This is a genomic window from Gottfriedia sp. NPDC058432 (genome assembly GCF_042721555.1).
Taxonomy (GTDB): domain Bacteria; phylum Bacillota; class Bacilli; order Bacillales; family Bacillaceae_G; genus Gottfriedia.
This window is the reverse complement of the sequence record NZ_JBHXLC010000002.1, coordinates 333,013-355,661: the sequence shown is the minus strand read 5'-3', so window position 1 is coordinate 355,661 and position 22,649 is coordinate 333,013. Positions and strand designations below refer to the sequence as shown.

General features: G+C 32.7%; 19 protein-coding genes. 6 read left to right on the top strand and 13 right to left on the bottom strand.

Features of this window, described 5'->3' with window-relative positions:
- Nucleotides 1-80: 80 nt before the first annotated feature.
- From ACFWM3_RS03935 to sufC, 11 genes are all read right to left on the bottom strand, one after another.
- Nucleotides 81-1,181: an HD-GYP domain-containing protein gene (locus tag ACFWM3_RS03935; protein ID WP_390310341.1), complete on the bottom strand. Its 1,101-nt coding sequence runs from the start codon at nt 1,179-1,181 to the stop codon at nt 81-83.
- A 127-nt stretch (nt 1,182-1,308) separates the two neighbouring features.
- Entirely contained in the window at nt 1,309-1,611 is a 303-nt protein-coding gene (locus tag ACFWM3_RS03930; RefSeq protein WP_056468738.1) for a YunC family protein, read from the bottom strand.
- A 72-nt stretch (nt 1,612-1,683) separates the two neighbouring features.
- Nucleotides 1,684-3,087 (bottom strand): bifunctional metallophosphatase/5'-nucleotidase, encoded by a 1,404-nt coding sequence (locus tag ACFWM3_RS03925; protein WP_390310340.1) that lies wholly within the window; start codon nt 3,085-3,087, stop codon nt 1,684-1,686.
- A gap of 18 nt (nt 3,088-3,105) precedes the next feature.
- Nucleotides 3,106-3,927, bottom strand: a complete 822-nt coding sequence (locus tag ACFWM3_RS03920) for a sulfite exporter TauE/SafE family protein (RefSeq protein WP_056469030.1) — start codon at nt 3,925-3,927, stop codon at nt 3,106-3,108.
- Between the two features lie 130 nt (nt 3,928-4,057).
- Nucleotides 4,058-4,582 (bottom strand): DinB family protein, encoded by a 525-nt coding sequence (locus ACFWM3_RS03915; protein ID WP_056468744.1) that lies wholly within the window; start codon nt 4,580-4,582, stop codon nt 4,058-4,060.
- A gap of 186 nt (nt 4,583-4,768) precedes the next feature.
- Complete coding sequence (locus ACFWM3_RS03910; protein WP_390310338.1) at nt 4,769-9,040, bottom strand: S8 family serine peptidase; 4,272 nt, start codon at nt 9,038-9,040, stop codon at nt 4,769-4,771.
- A 403-nt stretch (nt 9,041-9,443) separates the two neighbouring features.
- A complete protein-coding gene (sufB, locus tag ACFWM3_RS03905; RefSeq protein WP_172446139.1) occupies nt 9,444-10,841 on the bottom strand; it encodes a Fe-S cluster assembly protein SufB in 1,398 nt (465 codons plus the stop codon).
- Nucleotides 10,842-10,887: 46 nt separating this feature from the next.
- Entirely contained in the window at nt 10,888-11,334 is a 447-nt protein-coding gene (sufU, locus tag ACFWM3_RS03900) for a Fe-S cluster assembly sulfur transfer protein SufU (RefSeq protein ID WP_390310336.1), read from the bottom strand.
- Nucleotides 11,324-12,544 carry a cysteine desulfurase gene (locus ACFWM3_RS03895; RefSeq protein ID WP_390310334.1) on the bottom strand — a complete coding sequence of 407 codons (1,221 nt, stop codon included), beginning with the start codon at nt 12,542-12,544 and terminating at the stop codon, nt 11,324-11,326. Before ACFWM3_RS03895 ends, sufU begins: the two co-directional genes overlap by 11 nt.
- Nucleotides 12,544-13,851 (bottom strand): Fe-S cluster assembly protein SufD, encoded by a 1,308-nt coding sequence (gene sufD, locus ACFWM3_RS03890; RefSeq protein ID WP_056468756.1) that lies wholly within the window; start codon nt 13,849-13,851, stop codon nt 12,544-12,546. Before sufD ends, ACFWM3_RS03895 begins: the two co-directional genes overlap by 1 nt.
- A gap of 19 nt (nt 13,852-13,870) precedes the next feature.
- Nucleotides 13,871-14,656, bottom strand: a complete 786-nt coding sequence (sufC, locus tag ACFWM3_RS03885; protein WP_056468759.1) for a Fe-S cluster assembly ATPase SufC — start codon at nt 14,654-14,656, stop codon at nt 13,871-13,873.
- A 243-nt stretch (nt 14,657-14,899) separates the two neighbouring features.
- Here sufC and ACFWM3_RS03880 point away from each other — a divergent pair, with 243 nt between their 5' ends.
- Nucleotides 14,900-15,145 carry a DUF2164 family protein gene (locus ACFWM3_RS03880; protein WP_056468762.1) on the top strand — a complete coding sequence of 82 codons (246 nt, stop codon included), beginning with the start codon at nt 14,900-14,902 and terminating at the stop codon, nt 15,143-15,145.
- A 629-nt stretch (nt 15,146-15,774) separates the two neighbouring features.
- Here ACFWM3_RS03880 and ACFWM3_RS03875 read toward each other — a convergent pair.
- Complete coding sequence (locus tag ACFWM3_RS03875; RefSeq protein ID WP_390310331.1) at nt 15,775-16,491, bottom strand: DUF3298 and DUF4163 domain-containing protein; 717 nt, start codon at nt 16,489-16,491, stop codon at nt 15,775-15,777.
- Between the two features lie 108 nt (nt 16,492-16,599).
- Complete coding sequence (locus ACFWM3_RS03870; RefSeq protein ID WP_390310329.1) at nt 16,600-17,703, bottom strand: serine hydrolase domain-containing protein; 1,104 nt, start codon at nt 17,701-17,703, stop codon at nt 16,600-16,602.
- Between the two features lie 355 nt (nt 17,704-18,058).
- Between ACFWM3_RS03870 and dltX the strand changes: the two genes are divergently transcribed.
- The 5 genes from dltX to dltD are packed head-to-tail and all read left to right on the top strand — an operon-like array spanning nt 18,059 to nt 22,345.
- Nucleotides 18,059-18,202, top strand: a complete 144-nt coding sequence (dltX, locus tag ACFWM3_RS03865; RefSeq protein ID WP_082459405.1) for a teichoic acid D-Ala incorporation-associated protein DltX — start codon at nt 18,059-18,061, stop codon at nt 18,200-18,202.
- Nucleotides 18,203-18,213: 11 nt separating this feature from the next.
- Nucleotides 18,214-19,728 carry a D-alanine--poly(phosphoribitol) ligase subunit DltA gene (gene dltA / locus ACFWM3_RS03860; protein WP_390310327.1) on the top strand — a complete coding sequence of 505 codons (1,515 nt, stop codon included), beginning with the start codon at nt 18,214-18,216 and terminating at the stop codon, nt 19,726-19,728.
- Nucleotides 19,725-20,876 (top strand): D-alanyl-lipoteichoic acid biosynthesis protein DltB, encoded by a 1,152-nt coding sequence (dltB, locus tag ACFWM3_RS03855; RefSeq protein ID WP_390310325.1) that lies wholly within the window; start codon nt 19,725-19,727, stop codon nt 20,874-20,876. Before dltA ends, dltB begins: the two co-directional genes overlap by 4 nt.
- Before the next feature lie 15 nt (nt 20,877-20,891).
- Nucleotides 20,892-21,131: a D-alanine--poly(phosphoribitol) ligase subunit 2 gene (gene dltC / locus ACFWM3_RS03850; protein ID WP_056468776.1), complete on the top strand. Its 240-nt coding sequence runs from the start codon at nt 20,892-20,894 to the stop codon at nt 21,129-21,131.
- Nucleotides 21,128-22,345 carry a D-alanyl-lipoteichoic acid biosynthesis protein DltD gene (gene dltD / locus ACFWM3_RS03845; RefSeq protein ID WP_390310324.1) on the top strand — a complete coding sequence of 406 codons (1,218 nt, stop codon included), beginning with the start codon at nt 21,128-21,130 and terminating at the stop codon, nt 22,343-22,345. The genes dltC and dltD overlap by 4 nt, the downstream gene beginning before the upstream one ends.
- Nucleotides 22,346-22,649 lie beyond the last annotated feature (304 nt).

Here is a 22,649-nt window from a genome sequence, read left to right as displayed (position 1 = left end):
ATGCATGTCATTGCTTGTTCATTCTTAATGGATTTGTACAAAAACAATAAAAAAGATGCCTCAGTAATTTCTGTCATTTATTAATAAATGCTTTGTTTTATTGTTTGATCACACTCGATAATCTCTAATTTTAACTCATTATAAAGATTCACTTCATAAGGAGTACTTACCTTTCTTCCGTTTTCTTCAAATATCCGTACAACTGGACGATCTGTAGAAACATCATTTTGCCTGAAAACAATTCCGCGTCTACCATCACTCAATTTTACGTATAATCCCGTTGGATAAATGGTTAGTAGATCATTAAAAATGCTGACTAATCTAGCATCAAATAATTTATCACTTCCACTATTTAATAATGTTAATCCTTCATGCGGAAGCATTGCTTGTCGATAAACTCGATTTGAAGTTACAGCATCAAAAAAGTCGGCAATCCCAATAATCTTTGAAAAAAGATGCATTTCCTCACCAAATATTCCTTTTGGATACCCGCTCCCATTGATCCTCTCATGATGCTGTAATGCACAGTCTGCAATTACCGGATGAATAGTAGGTACTTGTCGTAGTATATCGTATCCAGCAATGGTATGTTGTTTAATGTACGAATATTCTTCTTCAGTTAAACGGTCGCGTTTATTTAAAATCTTTTTTGGTATGACCATCTTCCCAATATCATGTAAAAGTGCACCTAATCCAAGTAAATTAAGCTGGATTTTACTTAAATCTAAAATCGTTCCAATTCCTATAGAATACATAGCTACATTCAGTGAATGTCTAAAGATACACTCGTCATATAGTATTAAGTCAGCTAATAAAGATAAAACATCATTCTGTTGCCATAATTCATTATGCAGTGACTTTATAATTTCTTTAAGCCTAGATTCGTTTTTTTCTAAAGATAGACATCTTAAATATAAATCTTCGCTAATTAATTTAACAAAAGCATCTTCTATTTTTTTCGTGATTTCAATGCGAAGTTTATTTGATACTTTCTCTTCCGTTAAACGTTCTGATAATTGAGCATGTACTAAAACAAATGGAGCAGCTAATTTATGTATTTGCTTAATCATCTCTTCTGTTAAAGGAATATTTGCATTTACGATCATTTTTCCATGTTCAGTATAAACCGGCATTCCTAAGATCGTACCTGGAACAAGTGTTGATGCTTCAACAACTCTCATTGTTTTCTCCTTCAACAATTTTTTAATTAAATATATGGTTCTTCATTACAGTTAATACATTGTAATAATCGATTTTTTAGGGCATTCGTTTACAAATGAAGCCACTAAAAAAATTTAGTGGCTTATTTTATATCATCTTTAATAATGCGTCTTTTCCAATCATTCCTTTTTGAATACCTAATTTTTCTGCTTCAACAGTGATAGACTCTAAAGGCGCATTTAATAATTCTTCTATTGTTTTTACACCAACTGCTCGGCCTGCAATAATTTGACGGTCGCGCAATTTTTCATTTAATAAAGCTACATCTAATGCTCCGCACATAATATATCCCTTATCATTCATAACGACTAATAATGTAGTTTTTGGAAGTAAAACCGTAACAGCATTAAATGTATGATTATCTATTTTAATTGGGCTTAAATTGATCAAGTTCAACGCTCCTTTCTCATTCTAAAATATGAGAAAAAAACAAAAGTGAAACCTGTCTAAACTTGATAAATTTTAGACACTTTTTAAAGCCCCAAATAACACGTCACGAATAAATTCAGGCATAAAAAATCTTTTATGACTAGCATCACGAATTGTAGGAATTAAATGGCCAAACGTAAATAAATCCAAAGTTCCGATCGTATACATTCGGCTTAAATCTAACATTTCTCCATTAATAAATAATTCTTCTTGATAAAAATGTCTTTTCTTATCCCTTTTAACAAAAGTGATTCCATCGTAAACCATTTTTCCAATTACTTTACCTCTAAATCCAAAACCTTTCATCTTCAAATGAGTCAACTCTTTATCTTCACAACGATTTAAAACATCTAGTAATTCCTTACCAGACAAATTAACAACACAAGGATTAATAGGATGTGGGCATATTCGATGAATGTCACCCTTTGTAACAAGTCCATGCGATAAGCCATCAAGTAAAATACCCGAATTTAATATACTGATATCTGATTTTGTCCATTGGCGAAGTGCATTCGCTAATAATTTCAGCAATGGACTATCTTTAAACCAATTCACATGCATGTCACTCGGTAGATGTGTCACTGGTTCACTTAAAATTTCTTCACTTAATCTCATTAAATTAGCCAGCATGAGTTTCGTCACTTCATCTTGGTAATCTTTAGGGACTGTATGAACTTCAGTAACTGAAGCTTCAGTATTCATTATACTTTTCGTCTCTTTATTTACAGTAATTAAAACCTCGCCTAAATAGTTACCGTGTTTACCTGTTCCACAAAGTAAAGTTTCACCAGCATACTCCCCATTTGGAAATAGATGGTGAGTATGTGCGCCTAAGATAATATCGACTCCTGAAAATTGTTCAGCAATTCTCTGATCGTCTCTCATACCTAAATGAGAAAGTATTATGACAATGTCAGATTGCGCTTTGACAATTGGAAGGATGCTATTTAACATGTCAAACGGATCTTTTATACTCCATCCTAAAGTTTCATAAAACACAGGATAAGCGACTGTTAATCCAATTACTCCTAGCTTTACTCCATTTTTTTCATATATTTCAAAAGGCTTGCTGATACTCTCGCTACCTTCATCTGTAATGGCTAAATTACCAACTAATACATCAAACTTTGCATCTTCGTAAAGATTTAACAACTCACCTTTAGATAAGGTAATTCCTTCATTATTACCTATTGTAATTGCATCAAACTTTGCATCATTTAAAAGTTTCACATTACCCTTTCCTAAAGTGGCCTCAGAGATTGGATGAAATCGATCAACGAAATCACCAATATCAAAAGTAAGTGTGGCCTCCCCTTTTCCTTTGGCTAATTCTCTTTTAGACTTCAACAAACCGACAATTGTTGGCCACGTTTCGAAGTGGCTGTGAATGTCATTTGTATGGAACAACCGAATATTTATAGATTGATTTGTTTCCATTGTTCCACCATCCTTTTTTTAAATATTTTCTATAATTAATTTTATGCCATAAAATAACACGACTAACCTTAAAATTAATGCGATTGTTTCAGTTTTTAATTTTTGATTAATATACGCTCCAATTTTCCCACCAAACCATGCGCCAGGAATAAGTAAAAGAATGTAATAGAAATTTACTTCTCCTAATGTGATGTATGAAATTGAGCTTCCAAGTGTCGTAAACATAACGACAAACATTGAAGTCGCTACAGCTAACTGAGGTGGAAAACCGAATAAAAACGCCATCATTGGTACTAACAATATTCCTCCACCAATTCCAAATAAACCTGAGATGATCCCGATACAAATAGACAATGAAATCGCCAATGGAAGACTATAGCTATATGTATATGCCTCGCCTTCATCATTTGTAAATGTTCGTATAATACCCTTATGTAATTCCTTTGATTTTCTATTTAATTTTGCAGAAACAAATAGAAAGACTGATATACAGATTAAAAATATCCCAAAAAATAAAGTAAACCGCTCAGTATTTAAAAGCGAATTGATGTAAGTACCTAGTAAGCTACCAGGAACACTACCTATTAAAAATAAAATGCCACTCTTATAATCGATTCGTTTTTGCTTATGATACGAAAGGGTGGATGAAAGCGAAGAAAACACAATTGTAATCAGTGAAGTTCCAACTGCAACATGAATTGGCACAGTCGAAAAAGCGGATAAAAAGTGATCAATATTAAGTAGCATTGGAACAATAATAATTCCTCCGCCTAAACCAATCAATGATCCGACTGTTCCTGCAGCGAGTCCTATACTGATGAGTATAAGAATTTGTAGAATGATATCCAACCTAAATTTCTCTCCTTTATAAATACACTAAACATCTATCTTCTCTATATTTTAAATAATAGTTTAACACAAAAAAACTCGGATTTCCCCGAGTATGAATAATACCATTTATAAACACTGGCTACTGTTTTAATATACTTAAATTTGCAATCCAAGGTCCTACGTCAGTTTTATATCTTTTTGCCATCACTCTTGTAATTTGAGCTATATGGGTTAGATCATGTACGACAAAAGTAGATAGTAATTCTCTTAATTTAACTGTTCCAAGATCTGGATGAACCCCTTCTAATTCTAGGTGTAAATTAGGGTCAACCAATGATTGTAATTTTGTAATATTTTCTGCTCTTAAATTTTTGAATTCTAGTAATCTTTCTTCTACTGATTTTTCATGTTTTTCATTTAAATGCGAAAAACGATCGAATGGCGGGAAATGGTTGTTTCCTTCTTTGTTAAGTATGCTGTTCAATCTTGGAATCCAATTTGTTTTTTCACACTCAATTAGATGGTCGATTACTTCAGAAGCATTCCATGTTCCTTCACCTTCATTGCTACTTAGCCAAGATTCAGATAAACCTGACAAAAGGGACTCTAATGATTTGGGTGTTCTTTCTAAAACTTCAATCGCTTCTTTAAGGTTAAAATTCATAAAAAAACTCCTCCCACACTAAAATATAAATTCCTATAACAACATCTCGTGACCTTTCAAGTTAAATTTTACCATAAAAAAGATAACTAAATTAAAATCATGCTTATTTTTCCTAATAGAAAAAAACATGGCAAGATTGCCATGCTTTTAAGTAGAAAAGTCCCTAAAAAATGATAAAGTTAACGTTTATTCCATCTTCTCCAACTCTGCTTTGACTTTTTCTAATGTCAAACCATTATATTTTAATTTCGGACTTGGAGCATTCGTCATTGACGGATTTTTTAACTTGTAATTTTTTTCAATAAATGCAAAGTCTGTCAGATCAACATTGCCATCAAAATTAATATCTGCAGCACGCTTATTCGTACCCCAATATGTTTGCATATAAATTGCGTCCATAACGTCAACGACTTGGTCACCGTTCACATCACCGGCTTCTAATTGCACTTCACCATAAATATTGTTCCATTCGCCACGATACTGATCGCCTGCTTGTTTAAATAATGTAAATGGTCTGCTATATTTAAAATGCCCTGGAACATGAATAGTGAACATCATTTCTTTATTTGTGACAGGCAATTTAATTGTTGCTTTTGGCCACAGGTATGTCCCGTAAGCTGATGAATTTATAGGATAAGAAGTGATAGAACCATTGTATAATTTGTTTTTAGCATCAGTAACAAATGCAGTCGCACCTATATTTGTATAATCCCTCATGTGTAAATTTCTTCCATCATACGTGTAATGTAACCCTTCAGCAATTGGAGAAAATGTTAATTGTGAGAATGATGGTTTCACATAAGATTCCACCGATAAACTAGGAATAGAGATTTCCGCTTTATCTGTATTCACATAAGTAGAAGCAAGATTTTGCAATTGTAAAATCCCTTCATAATAATCTTCATTCTTTACTTTTACCTTAACGTCTACCATTGGAGTTGTTCCAGTTATACCATCTGTGTTATTTATTGCTAGATGGATCGAATGTTTATTCAGTTCTCCATTACTAGTTAATTCTTTATGTTCTGACTGTACGTTAGCTTTTTTCAGTAATTCTGGACGTACTGTTACATTTTCTATTTCAAAATTTTTATTTAAATAATCAAAAGTAAATGTTTGATCATTTACTTTTTTTACATTATTTGCTGTTAGTGTATAAGTAACTGTATCTCCCATCGTTGGGTTAACCTGATCTGGCTTAGCATCTACATATTGCGTGCCTTTCTTTACAAAATAGGTTACGTGTGCGTTCGGATAATCAACTGCACTTGATACACCTACACCAAAGAAACGAACTGGAAGAATTGGCACCGTATCATCAATTGGCATATTCGCATTAAACGTACCATCTGGATTTAAAGGAACAAAACCATTTGCAGTATTTGCTGTTTTGTCTGGTTTTAGTAAATCTCTATTATAATAAAACGCTACTTTATTTGCAGATTGATCTCTAGTAAAACCATATTCATTCATCGTTTTAATATTTTCTTCGTCAATTGATCCCGAAACTAATACTGATTTTTGTCCATCTTCATATTCGTAAACACCATGAGGAAGAGAAGTGATATTAAATTTTGGCGCCGTATTATCTACAAATAAGTAAGTGTCAGAACTAAATGTATTCCCTTGATCGTCCGTTGCAATTGCCCTAAATTTATAGTTTCCATGCTTAACAAATTCTGAAAAATGATCAAACTGAGATGACATATATTCAGCATCAGAAGAAAACGGCTTACTTTGATCACCTGTAAATGGTGTACTAAAGCCTAAGTTTGCAGAATTATAATTTGTACTTGGATTTAAAGAATTTCCACTAATATATCCTGAATGTCCCAAGATTTTGTTAGTTTTTGGATCCAAATATAAGAAATCAATTCGTTTAACATGTCCTTTTAATTTAAAGTTTACAAAAAAACCGCTTACTGAAAATATACTTTGATCAAAAGTGGCGTTTGCAGCAACTGCATGCGATCCTAAAATGTCGAATGCTTCAAATTTGTTTTCTTCATATGTTACACCAAACGGTATTTGGTACACTTCAGATGGGTTATTCCTGTTAGTATAGATTACATACCCTTCATAGATACCTGTTTCTGCTGTTTTTGGAATCGATAAAAACACGGATTGTTTTTTACTACTATTACCATTTACTTTTATAGAATTTTCGGTTAGAATCTTCACTCCGTTTTTCTCTGCGTCTTTTGATCCTCTTAAATCTGTTTGATATTGTACTTTCACATCAAATGTTTTAGCTTTTTCCCCGTTGTTACTAATCTTGACAGAACGTGAATCTGAAATGTCTTCACCTGTTAAAACTGCTCGACCGAAGCTAAGGCCACCAGTTTCTTCATTAATTGCCTTCGTTTCTCCTTTTTCAATCATATTTGTTTTATCTTTAACTGTAATTTCTATAGTTGAATGAACCGCTTCATATGGATCGACACGTCCTGCGCCTTGCTCAAAAACACTATATGGTTTGCTTAATGAATCTGCAGTATTCATTAAAACACTTTTAACATCGGACGGTTGCAAATTAGGATTTTCTTCTAGTAAAAGAGCAGAAATACCAGTAACAACAGGAGCTGCCATTGATGTGCCCGATAAACGTGCATAAGCATACTCATAGTCGTCCCCTTTATCACCATTTACCACATCGGAAGGAACAGTTGACATCATGGACACACCTGGTGCAACGACTTCTGGTTTTATATCATAATTTGTCCTACTTGGTCCTCGAGAACTAAACGAAGCCAAATTATCCCCTTGTGATTTTAATTCCTTCATCTCTCCAAAAGTAAAGTTATTTTGTCCAGTATCTACCTTTGACTTTAACGCTAGACCGTCTGCATTACTTAATGAAAACGTTGGGATGTAATTTTGACCTTCTGCTAAATAGACAGGAATATGACCTTCTGCCGCATTATCATTAAACAAAAGCACAGCAGCTGCACCATTATTTTTTGCTTCTGTAATTTTATTAGCTAGTGGAATACCCTTCCCACGGCTTATTAAAGCAATTTTACCTTTTACATCGATTCCTGCAAAATCAGCTGTTGCACCCATGCCAGCATATACAACAGGAAGTGATTTTCCTTTCAGATTCTTGATATCATCTTTATAACCTAACGCAATTGCACGTAAATCTGCCGTGACTGTGTCTAGTGTCCCTTTATAGCTTGCTATGGAAACTGGTACATCACTTGCACCTACAGTAATTGCTAATGCTGAAGCACCCGGTGTACCTAATGAATACATTCCATCCCCAGAATTACCTGCAGATAAAACTGCCGTTACTCCATTTAATACAGCATTATTTACCGCTATACTTAAAGGATCCATTGGATTATTTGTAGCGGAGCCCAATGACATATTAATAACGTCCATCCCATCCTCAGTAGCTTTATCAATTGCAGCAATAATTCCATTAGTCGGACCTGATCCATATGGACCTAATACTCGATATGCATATAAATCAGCACCCGGGGCAATACCTGTTGTAGCATATTTACTGTTATTTTCACCTCGACCGCCAATCGTACCCGAAACGTGCGTACCGTGTTCAGTATAATATGTAGTTCCACTTGAGCTTTTTTCTGCCTTTCCTGACTTCTTCCAATCTTCGTATGTCGTTTCCATTGGATCATTATCATTATCAATAAAGTCGTATCCACCTTTAAAGGCTGCTTTTAAATCCGGATGGTTATAATCCATACCAGTATCTAAAATTCCTACTTTAATTCCTTTACCTGTATGACCTTCAGCATGTAACTTGTCCACTTGTAAATACGAGCGCTCATCAGCCATTCCTAACCCCATTTGTTCTGGAGCAATATCTTTAGCCTGAACTGGTGGTTCTGCCTTTATTTCTACATCGCTATAAACAGCTTTAACAGCTTCCGATTTTAATAAATTTTTAACTTGATTTGCAGGAAGTTTCATTGAAATACCATTAAATGTTGTTTTAAACGTGCGATTTACTTTGTATGTAGATGCCTTCTTAGTTCCTTTTGCTGGTAATACTTTTGCTAAATCATTTTTAAAAGAGGCATGTGAGTCATCTACTAGTTTATCTGCTTCTTTTTCGTCTAAAACTTTCCCTTCAGTTGCTGCTTCTAATACTGCAGCTGTTGAAGTAGGTTGTTTAAATTCAACAATGACGGAAATTTCTTCTGAACTATTTTTGTCTATATTTGGCGCTAAATGTAATCCTGTTTCATTAATTGATTGTAGATTTACTAGGGCTTTCTTTTGTTCAGGAGTTAAATTATTAAGTAACTGCTCAGTTTGATTCAAACTACCAGATGAATTTTCTTGTTGGGAATTATTGATAATAACTTGTTGAGTTGACGTTGTTGCATGGACTTTAGAAGAAGTACTCAAATATGAAGCTAGTAAACTACTAGAAGCTAAACTTACTCCTAGTGCAACGGTTGAAACTTTTTTTAATTTCCTTTTCATCCTTTCAAACCACTCCTCAATGATCATAATAATGTTGAAGAAAATTGAATGGTTTAATTTGAAAATGGGGGTTACTAATTACTTCTTTTGAAGCTTAGTAGTTTCTAATTGAAATTTTTTCCATTCAATTTTCATATAATTTGAATTATATAGATTATTAATGTATTACTCAATCGTGTTAAGGCGTGTTATTTTAAGGTCAAAATGCTAATAATATACTATCATTTCAATCACTTTTAACAGAACTCGACATGATTCTTTCAATTATTAACACGACTAAAAGAACCAATGAAAAAAACTAATGCATCCAAAGGTTCTATACCTATTCTTAAATTTCATATAAAATTTAACCTCAAAAAACCCTGTTACCAATTGGCAACAGGGTTTATCTTTATTCAATGGATTAACCAATTGAACCTTCCATTTCGAATTTAATCAGACGGTTCATTTCAACTGCGTATTCCATTGGTAATTCTTTTGTAAATGGCTCAATGAAGCCCATTACGATCATTTCTGTAGCTTCTTGCTCAGAAATACCACGGCTCATTAAGTAGAATAATTGCTCTTCAGATACTTTCGAAACTTTCGCTTCGTGCTCAAGAGAAATATTGTCGTTTAAGATTTCGTTGTATGGAATTGTATCAGAAGTTGATGCATTATCCATAATTAACGTATCACACTCGATATTTGAACGTGATCCAGCTGCTTTACGACCGAAGTGTACGATACCACGATACGTTACTTTACCACCATGTTTAGAAATAGATTTCGAAACAATTGTAGATGAAGTATTTGGAGCTAAGTGAATCATTTTAGCACCAGCATCTTGGTGTTGTCCTTTACCAGCGATTGCAATAGAAAGTGTAAGGCCACGAGCACCTTCACCTTTAAGGATAACTGCTGGGTATTTCATTGTTAATTTTGAACCAATGTTTCCATCGATCCATTCCATTGTTGCGTTCGCTTCACAAACAGCACGTTTCGTAACTAGGTTGAATACGTTATTCGCCCAGTTCTGAATTGTTGTATATCGGCAGTATGCATCCTTCTTAATGATGATTTCTACTACTGCAGAGTGAAGTGAGTTTGTTGTATATACAGGAGCTGTACATCCTTCAACGTAATGTACGTGTGCACCTTCATCAGCAATAATTAATGTACGCTCAAATTGACCCATATTTTCTGAGTTAATACGGAAATATGCTTGTAATGGCGTGTCAACTTTAACACCTTTTGGTACGTAAATGAATGATCCACCAGACCAAACTGCAGAGTTTAATGCAGAGAATTTGTTATCTGTTGGTGGAATTACTTTACCAAAGTGTTCTTTGAAGATGTCTTCGTGTTCACGTAATGCAGTATCTGTATCAGTAAATAAGATTCCAAGATCAGTTAAATCTTGTTTCATACTGTGGTAAACTACCTCAGATTCATACTGTGCAGATACACCAGCTAAATACTTTTGTTCAGCTTCAGGAATACCTAATTTATCAAAAGTATTTTTGATTTCTTCAGGTACTTCATCCCAAGACTTTTCTGTTTTCTCTGACGGCTTTACATAATAAGTAATTTCATCAAAGCGTAAATCAGACATGTCTCCACCCCATTGAGGCATTGGCATATCATAAAAATGTTGTAAAGATTTTAAACGGAAATCTAACATCCATTGTGGTTCATTTTTCATGCGTGAAATTTCTTCAACGATTTCTTTTGTTAATCCACGTTCAGAACGGAAAATCGATACGTCACGATCATGAAAACCATATTTATAATCACTAATATCTGGCAAATTAGTAGACATTTATCTTGCTCCCTTCTAATAGAAGAGGAGGATTAAAGCTCAGAAGTTATTCTGATTTTAAGCCCTTCTCCATCGCTTTCCATGCAAGTGTTGCACATTTAATTCGTGCTGGAAACTTTGAAACACCTTGAAGTGCTTCAATATCATCTAAATCGATTGATTCATCGTATTCTTTTCCAAGCATCATATCTGAAAATATTTGAGCAAGCTGTAGGGCTTCCTCTATTTTTTTACCTTTAATTGCGTGAGTCATCATTGAAGCTGACGCCATTGAAATCGAACATCCTTCACCGTCAAAACGAGCATCTGATACAATTCCATCATCAACTTTTAAACGAAGTTCAATGCGATCACCACAAGTAGGGTTATTCATGTTTACAGTTAAATCGTTTTCTGATATTGCCCCTACCCCTTTGTTACGAGGGTTTTTATAATGGTCCATTATCACGCGACGATATAAAGCATCTAAATCAATGTTTCGATTAATAGACATCGCTGAAATACTCCTTCGTTTTAACTAATCCTCTTACAAAAGCATCTACATCTTCTTTTGTATTATACAGATAAAAACTTGCACGAGCAGTAGCAGATACCTTTAACCATCTCATTAATGGCTGAGCACAGTGATGGCCAGCTCGAACAGCAATTCCTTCTACATCTAATACAGTTGCAACATCATGTGGATGCACATCTTCCACATTAAACGTTACTAGCCCTGCACGATGCTTCGGACCATAGATTGTTACTCCTTTTACAGTAGATAACTGTTCAAGTGCATAATCCGCAATCTCATGTTCATGCTTTTCGATATTATCCATACCGATTTCAGTTAAGAAATCAATAGCAGCGCCTAAACCAACTGCACCAGCAATGATTGGAGTTCCACCTTCAAATTTCCATGGAAGTTCTTTCCAAGTAGAATCTTGTAAGTCAACGAAATCAATCATTTCCCCACCAAATTCAATAGGTTCCATGTTTTCAAGAAGATGTTTTTTACCATAAAGTACACCAATACCCGTAGGAGCACACATTTTATGACCTGAAAATGCGTAAAAATCACAATCTAAGTCTTGAACGTCGACCTTCATATGTGGAGTACTTTGTGCACCATCAACAAGCATGATTGCTCCATTTTGATGAGCAATTGCTGCAATCTCTTTAACAGGGTTAATTGAACCAAGTACATTTGAAACGTACATAATCGCAACTATTTTTGTATTTGAGTTAATTGTAGCTTTTGCTTGCTCAACGCTGATTGAACCATCTTCTTCTAATGGTAAATATTTTAATGTTGCGCCAGTAGCTTTAGCAACTTGTTGCCAAGGAATAATATTACTGTGATGTTCCATATAAGAAATCACAATTTCATCTCCAGCTTTTAAGTTCGTTCTTCCGTAGCTAGCAGCAACTGTATTAATTGCAGTAGTTGTGCCTCTAGTAAAAATAATTTCTTCAATTGATGATGCATTAATAAATTTACGAACTTTATCACGAGCTCCCTCGTATGCATCAGTAGCTTTTGTTCCTAGGGTGTGTACACCTCTATGAACGTTAGAATTATATTCTTTATAGTAGTTAGCAACAGCTTCTATTACTTGAACAGGTTTTTGTGAAGTTGCAGCACTATCCAGATATACTAAAGGATGTCCATTTACTTCTTGATTTAATATCGGAAAGGCTTCACGGATTGCTTTAACATCCATTACTTAACCTTCCTCTCAATTACATCAACAAGCATTTTTTTAACTTCTTCAATTGGTAATTCCGAAACTACAGGTGCTAAGAATCCGTGAATAACTAAGCGCTCTGCTTCTTTCTTCGGAATACCGCGACTCATTAAGTAGTACAGCTGAGTTGGATCTACTTTACCAACTGAAGCAGCGTGACCTGCCATAACATCATTTTCATCAATTAATAGAATTGGGTTCGCATCTCCACGAGCTTTTTCACTAAGCATTAATACACGTGAAGTTTGTTGTGCATTAGACTTAGAAGCGCCGTGTTCAATTTTCCCAATACCATTAAAGATTGAAGTAGCAGAATCTATTGATACACCATGTTTTAAGATCCAACCTTCAGATCCTTTACCAAAGTGAATAATGCTTGTTGTAAAGTTTTGAGTTTGCTCACCACGGCCTACAGTAACCATTTTCATGTCGCCGAAAGAGCCGTCTCCAATTAGGTTTGTAACATTTTCGAAAACTGAGTTTCCATCGTTCATTAGACCAAGTGCCCACTCAATTTTGCTATCGCGACCAGCATGACCACGACGAACAACATAAGCAGTTACACCTTTTGCTAACGTATCAACAGCACCATAACGAACTTTTGCATTATCTAATGTAATTACTTCTGTAATAACGTTTACAACAGCCGCATCTAAATCAGCAGATGTAGAAACATAGTTTTCAACATAAGTAACTTCACTGTTTGCATCTGCAACAACAAGTACGTGGTTATATGCAGGTACGTTTTCGCCATCTACAACAAAAATAGATTGGATTGGTTTTTCTAATACTACATTTTTAGGAATGTATAAGAAAGCTCCACCATTTACTAATGCTGCATGTAATGCGATTAATTTATTTTCATCGACTTTTACAGCCTCTGTCATAAAATATTTTTTCACAAGATCTTCGTGATCTTTAATCGCCGTGTGTAAATCTACGAATACTACACCTTTTTCTTTTGCTTCAGAAGAAAGAGAGTGATATACAGCAGATCCATTATATTGTACATAAACTGATTGATCAGTGTCTTCATTTATTAAAGATGTTACTGACTCTGGTAATTGATCTTTTGTAGGAACATTTCCAGTTGTAACATTAAATTCTTTTCCAAAGAAATCCCATTTAGAGATATTTGTTTTATCTGGCTTTGGAAGAGAAAGTGATTCAGCTTTTGCTAGTGCATTTAAACGGAACTCTGTGAAATATGCAGGTTCATTTAGCAGTGCAGAAAGCTGCTTAACTGTTTCTTGACTAAATGGAATTGTAGTACCAGTTGTCATGAGAATCCCTCCTATCCGATTAAGCTTCTTGCCCAACAGTCTCGTCTTCGATACCTAATTCTTGTTTAATCCAGTCATATCCTTCAGCTTCTAAACGTGCAGCTAATTCAGGACCACCTGATTTTACAATACGACCTTGCATCATTACGTGAACGAAGTCAGGAGTAATGTAGTTTAATAAGCGTTGGTAGTGAGTGATGATTAAGCAACCAAACTCTTCTCCACGCATTTCGTTAACACCTTTAGAAACTACTTTTAATGCATCGATATCTAAACCTGAGTCAATTTCGTCAAGAATAGCAATTTTAGGTTGGATCATCATCATTTGAAGAATCTCATTACGTTTTTTCTCTCCACCTGAGAATCCTTCATTTAAGTAACGTTGAGCCATTTCTGGATCCATTTCTAAGAATTCCATGTTTTTATCTAATGTACGGATAAATTTCATTAATGAAATTTCATCGCCTTCTTCGCGACGTGCATTCATTGCAGAACGTAAGAAATCTGCGTTTGTTACACCACTAATTTCACTTGGGTATTGCATAGCTAGGAAAAGACCAGCTTGAGCTCGCTCATCAACTTCCATTTCTAAAACATCGTTGCCATCAAGCTCGATACTACCACCGATTACTTCATATTTAGGATGACCCATAATAGCAGAAGATAAAGTTGATTTACCTGTACCATTTGGTCCCATGATTGCGTGAATTTCTCCACCTTTTACTTCAAGGTTTACACCTTTTAAAATTTGCTTTCCTTCAATTGCTACTTGAAGGTCTTTTATTTTTAATGTAGAAGCTCCCATTTTACACCCTCCATAATATTACATAAAAATTCTATAAAATAGAAAATGGCTATTTTAAGTTCATTCTCATTTTATTCTCATTCTAATCTTAAAGCAATTAAAAAGTATTTTCAAGCCGTGCCCTATTTTACCAAAAAAGTTTTATTACGTGTAACTTTTTTTCACAAAAAAAGAATAAATAGAGATACTATATATATAGGAAATAAAATATCTAATATCACAACTAAAAAAGAGGGGAATTTAATGTCTAAAACAACTAAGCTTTCACCAGATCAACAAAAATTTGCGATTACTCAACTACAAACATATTTCTTACAAGAAAGAGACGAAGAATTAAGTGAATTAAGTTCGATGTTGCTATTAGACTTTATTTCACAAAAACTTGGACCTATGTTTTACAATAAGGGAGTTGAAGACTCACAAAGATTTATGTCCGAACGGGTTGAAGATCTATATGCTTTATTATTAAAAGAACAGATTGAAGATTAAGTTGTTTTAGTAAACTTCTTTTCTTTTAGTTTTTAACGACCTTTAGCACACACTTTATTTTTCGTACATACTCAATTTTAGATTATTCAATATTTATATAGTTGTTCAAATTATTCTTGTATTGTTAAAACAAATAAATGTTTTAATGCAGACTCTTCCATTATTTACGAAAAAACTAGATTTCATTAATCAAATTATCAAAAAAAGAACCTTTTACTATAATGAAGGTTCTTTTTAACTTTCTAATAAGGAATTTGACCAATTAAATAAAGTTGTATCTTGTTCATCAAAAAAAGATTATGATAAAAGATTAATTTAATATCCTTTACTTAGAGTAAAATAACGGTTTATTAGTCAGTTTGTAATTCAAGTAAGATCGAACATTTTTAACTTCAAAAAAACAATTAATATAGTTTGTTGATATATTAAATTTATTGAAATACATTTACTTCTAAAATCATTAATAGTTCCTCAAAACATCAATAACCCTTACATATTTCAACACTCTAAAGAAAAAAGGCTTTGTTCAATTAAATAAATTTACTCCCTTAACTATATTACAAAAACATTAATTCATCCCTCGTATATATTCTCAAATGCGATTTTAAAACATGAGAAAAACGAATTTTTTATTGATAAACCTGCACAGGTATAAAGACTTCAGGCATACCAGCAGCATATGCAGCTACTTCATATTCTTTAAAGATTAATTTAATGCCCGCATGGTCAAATGCCCATAATCTATTTTTGTCACTTAAATCAATTTCGTTAGGAGATTTTATTAATACATATCCTTTATATTTCTTTTGTAATTGCTGATAAGCATATTCTTGTACGGATTTTGTATTTTCGTTTATTAACTTAGATAGTGGAACTACTTCACCTGTTTTCACGTCAAAATTAAATGTAGTTCCCATTGTCATCCCATGTGCTCCACCTGTATATGAATACTCATTATAAATAACACTTAATTTATCAAGATTATTGTATAGTATTTTATAAGTAAAAACATATTCATAAGGTCTCCACGGCCCTTGGCTAGCATCCCATTTTGCCTTAGCTTCTTTCTCGTCTTCTAATAGCTTCAAACGATTACTATTCGCTAAATCAGCACCTTGTTTTAAAATACCATTGATCTTTTGTTGTGCGGTTGAATTAGAAGCTCCACTTATTTGTGGATACTTAATCGGTGCATCATTTAGTTTTTGTTCAGTAATTTTAATATGACGCGGTAATGGGTTTTCATTGATTCGAGCTTTAGTTTCCGCATTAACAAATTTAATAGAGCCCAAATTAATACTGCTAGTCATTATGATTAATAAGAAATAATATAGAAACTTTTTCACTAGACTCCTCCTATTTTCTTTATCAAAAAATAGTATGAGTATCTTTTAAATTATTTATGAAATATTTTATGAGAGTCTAAATACTTACAATCAATTAACAGACTGTTCTCAAGTCATTTTGTTAACTAGTTTAAATAAGTTCATTGCTATTTCATAAGTGTTTGGTTTCACCTTTTGACTATTAGAAAACACAATTACATATGTTTTTGAAACAGGATCGAAGACATTCATACAATTAATTCCTGGAACTACCCCACGATTGTATAAATACTTGCCTTTATTATAAAATCCGTAAGCATAATGGTTTTGATACGGATTAATAAATTGAGTAAAACTTTTACTCAAAATTAGTTTATTTGAAATAAGTGCCTCGTCCATTTTTTGCATTCCTGAAACCGTTGCATAAATATCTCCACAGCCTAATAAATAATTAAAATTTGGGATTCGTAATTGCTGCGGATCATTTTTAGATTGAATTAATAAATAACCGAGAGCATGATTCCTTGTTTTATAAAAATCATTACCTTGTCCAATTTCAGTCATATTCGCTTTATCGAAAATATGTGTCTTTATATATTCTCCATAAGGAATTCCAGTTACTTTTTCAATAACATAAGCAAGTAAAATATAATTTGTGTCATTGTAATCCCATTTGTTCAACGGTTTATAATGTACATTTGATTTAACTATTTTCTTTATCAGATTCGATGATGAAATTGGATTAAATTGCTCTTTTTGTTTCTTAATCCCTGAAGTATGTGAAATTAAATGAAATAATGTTAATTTTGACCCATTTGGAAAGTCCGGTATGTATTTTGAAATCGGATCATTAAAAGATATTTTGCCTTCTTCTTTTAATTGCATTAACAACGTTGAAACAAAAAATTTAGAAATTGAGCCAACTGGGTAATAGGTATTTGGTTTGTTCGGTAACTGATTTGAGATATCTCGATAACCGTATCCTTTATTAAGGATATTTTCTTCATTCTTCCTTACAAGAACAACTCCGTTAAAATGAATTTGCTGTAAGTAGCGATCAATCTCTCCATTATTCTTATTTTGATCATTAGTAAAATCAACTTTATTCATCGAAGAGTGATTCGAAACTGTCACTTTCGAAGAGTTTTTATTCAAGATAAAACTACAAAAAGGAGACATAATTAAAACAGCTAAGAAACTAGGAATCAAGAACAAATAAATTTTTTTCATCATATACCGCTCTCCCATTTTGCAGGGTTAAGAGGATTTCCCTATATTCCCTCTTCCCCATTATTTTTACCTTACCCCTATTTTATTGTGCAATTTTTTAGTTCCAATCACATACTATCTTAAAGCTACTGTATCTAAAACTTTTAAATCGGAACGAAGAACAAAAATTCACTTCAATTACTTATCCTAATTGTATTAACAATCTTGTCCATTAATCTTTAAAATTTAATTAGAAAAAATTTACTTAAACCTTAATAATTTATTATCTGTTTGTAATTTTAAAAGGTGTTTGGTTAATTTTTCATCTATTTTTCGGTGTTATAATACGTCTAGCTAAAAATTAAGAAAGGGGAAACAAATGGGTAAAATCCATATTTTCCGTTCAAAGACTTTAAGGTTTTTATTTTATACTGCGTTTTATTTATCAATTTTACTTGCACTACTTTACCTATATGGATTTAAAGATTCATTTACTGGGACCTTTATATATAACGATTTTTAGGACGTGAGCTGATGAAATCAATTATTGAACAAATAGATTATTGGGCAATTAACACCCCAAACACGATCGCATTTCAAAATAGTGATTACTCTTTAACATATAAAACTTTAAAGCAACAATCAGATGCGATTGCTAGCTGGATGATTAAAAATAATTTTACGAATAAGCCTATTATTGTGTATGGGCATATGCAGACAGAAATGATTTCCATTTTCTTAGGAAGTGTAAAAGCAGGTTGTGCATATATTCCCGTTGATGAGTCTATTCCTTTTGAAAGACTCAAAAAAATGATTACTAATTCTGGAGCAACTTTACTAATTACACCAAAAGAAATTACTTTAGAGTTTGAATCCATTAAAATTATAAATTTTGGAGAACTACAGGAAATTATTGATTCTACTGATCTAGTCAATTCTTTAACTGATTTTAATGTTAAAGACGATGATACATTTTATATTATCTATACTTCCGGCAGTACTGGAGATCCAAAAGGTGTGCAAATTACTGAAAAAAACTTACGTAGTTTTACCGATTGGATATTGAAGGATTTTAATATACACAATGGACAACGATTTTTGAATCAAGCTCCATTCTCTTTTGATTTATCAGTAATGGATTTATATCCATCTTTATTGTCGGGTGGCACACTCATTGCTGTTGAAAAATCTTTGGTTGAGCGACCAAAAGTATTATTCGATTATTTAATGGAAAGTGATATTGAGGTTTGGACTTCTACACCTTCATTTATAGAGATGTGTATGATGAACCCAAATTTCAGCGAATCCCTACTACCAAACTTAAAGACTTTTCTTTTCTGTGGTGAAGTACTATCGAATAATAGTGCTAAGCAGCTTTTATCTAGATTTCCTAATGCCGAGATTTATAATACTTACGGTCCAACAGAAGGAACAGTTGCTGTAACATTCGTCCAGATTACTGAGAAGGTCATAAACCAATATTCCCCATTACCGATTGGAACTCCGAAAGATGATACAATCATTTACATTATGGATGAATTAGGGAACCCACTTCCAGAAGGAGAAACAGGAGAAATTATTATAGCTGGTCCAAGTGTTAGTAAAGGGTATCTTAATAATCAATTAAAAACTGATGCAGCCTATTATCAAATAAATGGTATGCGCGCCTATAAAACAGGTGATTCTGGTTACTTTGATCACGGACTTTTGTTCTATAAAGGTAGGATCGATTTTCAAGTAAAGCTACATGGGTATCGGATTGAAATTGAGGACATTGAAAATAACATTAGAAGATTACCATTAGTCCATTCTGCAGTTATATTACCAGAGATGAAGGATGGTAAGTGTATCGATTTACATTGCTTAACAGTCGTTAAAGAACACGATTTCGAAAAGGAATATCATTTAACACGTTTTTTAAAACAAGAATTAAATAAATATATGCCGACTTATATGATTCCAAGAAAATTTAGTTACTTACAAAGCTTACCAATGACAACGAATGGTAAAGTTGATCGTAAAAAATTATTGGAGCAAACTTACCAATGATTCCTTACGGTAGTTTTACGTTTTTCGGTATTTTGTTTGTTCTATTAATCCCAGCAGTCATATTAGGCTTTTTAGGAAAAAGATTAACTAACTACACAACATTTCTTTCTTTTGTGTTTTTATTATTAGTCTTTTCCTCTTCTAAAATACAAACCTTCTATCTAGTTGCTTATATAATTTGGGTAGTTATTTTAATAAAAGGTTATAGTGTTTATCGGAAGAATGCGAACCATTCAACTGTTTATTACTTAAGTGTTTTTCTATCAATTTTACCTTTAATAATTGTAAAGGTTTCACCGATATTTGAAAGTACTACACTTGTAGGCTTTTTAGGAATTTCGTATTTAACATTTAAAGCAACACAAGTCATTATTGAAATTCGCGACCACAGTATAAAAGAAATAAGCATTGTTGATTTCTTGAAGTTTTTATTATTTTTTCCAACGATCTCTTCTGGACCAATTGATCGTTTTAGGAGATTTCAACAGGATTATCAAAAAAAGCTAACGGCTAGTGAATACCAGGAGTATTTTCAAATTGGCGTTCATAAAATTTTTATTGGTTTTCTCTATAAATATATAATTGGTTATTTAATTAACGTTCATATACTTGAAACACAGCTTGTTGTAGGGCATACTTTCGTCTCAAATCTAACGTATATGTATGCATATAGTCTGTACTTATTCTTTGATTTTGCAGGTTATAGTGCATTTGCAATCGGCGTTAGTTATTTAGTAGGTATTAAAACACCTGAAAACTTTAATATGCCATTCATTAGTCGAAATATAAAGGACTTTTGGAATCGCTGGCATATGAGCTTATCATTTTGGTTTCGTGACTATGTATATATGAGAATGGTATTCTTACTGACTAAGAAAAAAGTGATAAAAAATAGAAGAAATATATCATATATCAGTTACACTACTTTATTTTTACTAATGGGTGCATGGCACGGGATCCAAATAAATTACCTACTTTATGGTGTATACCAAGCCATATTGATGTGTAGTTTTGATTGGTTTGAACAATTCAATAAGAAAAAAAAGATTTGGAAAAATAATAAACTAACACATGTATTAGCGGTTATTATTACATTCCATTTTATTTGTTTCGGATTTTTAATATTTTCAGGACATCTAGTTAACTAAAGGAGAATGAGTATAATGGAAAATTTAAGAGCAGAAGTTTTAAAACTTTTAGCAGATTTATGTAATACAGATGAAGTGGTTGAAAATCCAGATATTCTGATTTTTGAAGAAGGATTATTAGATTCATTTGGTACAGTTAGCTTATTAGTTGAAATCGAAGAACAACTTGGTATCAACGTAACGATTTCTGACTTCGATCGTGAGGAGTGGGCAACACCAAATAAAATCATTTCGATTTTAGAGGCTAGAAAATGAAAAAAGTTCAAATTTTTGGGATGATAACAGCTATTTTCATTTTTTTACTAGCTTTGTATCTTCCAAATTCTTTTTACGAACTATTTATTACAAAAGAACGATTAAATAATACAGCAGCATCTTTAAATCCTGAAACATTTCAAGGGACTTTACTTCAAAGCAAAATGTTAAAAGACCCAAAATTTCTACCTATTTTCGGGTCTTCAGAACTTGCTAGAAGAGACCCCTTCCATCCTTCTAGATTTTTTATGGGAGAAAAAGATGAATTTACTCCCTATCTAATTGGTCGAGGGGGATCACAAAGTCTCGTTCATTTTCTTGATTTAGCATCTTTAGGTGATGGAATTAAAAATAGAAAAATTGTGTTTGTTTTATCTCCACAGTGGTTTATTCCACATGGGATTGATGATACTCATTTTTCACCTAATTATTCTGCGCTTCAAACTTATTCATTCGTTTTTAATAATACAATTGATATTTCAGTAAAGAGACAAATTGCAAAGAGACTTTTAACGCTGTCAATTATCAAAAAAGACTCTTTATTAGTAACTCAACTAAAATCATTTATTTCAAATAACAAAAAAATTAAATTCGAGGCTATGGCTGAAAAGCCGTTAGCTTACACATATTTTAAAATACTTGAAAAGAAAGATCTTTTTGATACCGTTATAATGGATCCAGATAAAAACTTCCGATTAAAAAAATCAAAATATGAAGATTTATCCTGGGATCGAGTAGCTCAAGTTGCCGATAAAATGGGCCAACGTGAATCAACTTCAAACCATTTCGGTATAATTAATAAATATTATAAAAAGCACATTCAAAACCGTCTTCTAGCATTAAAAAATTATAAACACGATAGTAACTATGGTGTATCGCCAGAATATGATGACCTTCAAATGGTATTAGCATTATTAAAAAAAGAGCACACAAAAGCGTTGTTTATCTCCGTTCCAGTAAATGGACCATGGTATGATTACGCTGGTTTCCCTAAAGAAGGTCGAGAAGTTTATTACAAAAAAGTAAAAAAACAAATTGAAGATTCTGGATTCCAAGTGGCTGATTTTTCTTCACATGAATACGATGAGTTTTTCCTAAAAGATACAATTCACTTAGGCTGGAAGGGCTGGGTATATGTAGATCAATCTTTAAATAAGTTTTATTCAGTAAATCATACACCCCCTTCTGCAAGTTTAAATCATAGATATCAATGACAAAAGCAGACTAATGTCTGCTTTTTTTTCATTGTGTTGAAATATAAAATAGTCAAACGGATATTAAGTGAATCTTATTACTATTTTTTTGTTATCTAATATTTATTTTAATGTTAATATGTTTAGCTGTTTTAAAATATCAACAAACTATAGTATTAATTATTCTTGAGAAATTAAAAATATTTTGAGCTAATTTTTAGAAAAACAATTTCAAATAATAGTTTAGTAAAATGTTCGATATTAATTGACCTATAAACTGATTAATAAATAACTGTTAGTTTATGCTAAGTAAAGGCTATTTGAT

Bases quoted from the DNA above. Each gene is read 5' to 3' on its own strand.
- ACFWM3_RS03935 (WP_390310341.1), bottom strand. From the start codon at position 1,181: ATGAGAGTTGTTGAAGCATCAACACTTGTTCCAGGTACGATCTTAGGA.
- ACFWM3_RS03925 (WP_390310340.1), bottom strand. From the start codon at position 3,087: ATGGAAACAAATCAATCTATAAATATTCGGTTGTTCCATACAAATGAC.
- ACFWM3_RS03915 (WP_056468744.1), bottom strand. From the start codon at position 4,582: ATGAATTTTAACCTTAAAGAAGCGATTGAAGTTTTAGAAAGAACACCC.
- ACFWM3_RS03910 (WP_390310338.1), bottom strand. From the start codon at position 9,040: ATGAAAAGGAAATTAAAAAAAGTTTCAACCGTTGCACTAGGAGTAAGT.
- sufB (WP_172446139.1), bottom strand. From the start codon at position 10,841: ATGTCTACTAATTTGCCAGATATTAGTGATTATAAATATGGTTTTCAT.
- sufU (WP_390310336.1), bottom strand. From the start codon at position 11,334: ATGTCTATTAATCGAAACATTGATTTAGATGCTTTATATCGTCGCGTG.
- ACFWM3_RS03895 (WP_390310334.1), bottom strand. From the start codon at position 12,544: ATGGATGTTAAAGCAATCCGTGAAGCCTTTCCGATATTAAATCAAGAA.
- sufD (WP_056468756.1), bottom strand. From the start codon at position 13,851: ATGACAACTGGTACTACAATTCCATTTAGTCAAGAAACAGTTAAGCAG.
- sufC (WP_056468759.1), bottom strand. From the start codon at position 14,656: ATGGGAGCTTCTACATTAAAAATAAAAGACCTTCAAGTAGCAATTGAA.
- ACFWM3_RS03880 (WP_056468762.1), top strand. From the start codon at position 14,900: ATGTCTAAAACAACTAAGCTTTCACCAGATCAACAAAAATTTGCGATT.
- ACFWM3_RS03870 (WP_390310329.1), bottom strand. From the start codon at position 17,703: ATGATGAAAAAAATTTATTTGTTCTTGATTCCTAGTTTCTTAGCTGTT.
- dltX (WP_082459405.1), top strand. From the start codon at position 18,059: ATGGGTAAAATCCATATTTTCCGTTCAAAGACTTTAAGGTTTTTATTT.
- dltA (WP_390310327.1), top strand. From the start codon at position 18,214: ATGAAATCAATTATTGAACAAATAGATTATTGGGCAATTAACACCCCA.
- dltB (WP_390310325.1), top strand. From the start codon at position 19,725: ATGATTCCTTACGGTAGTTTTACGTTTTTCGGTATTTTGTTTGTTCTA.
- dltC (WP_056468776.1), top strand. From the start codon at position 20,892: ATGGAAAATTTAAGAGCAGAAGTTTTAAAACTTTTAGCAGATTTATGT.
- dltD (WP_390310324.1), top strand. From the start codon at position 21,128: ATGAAAAAAGTTCAAATTTTTGGGATGATAACAGCTATTTTCATTTTT.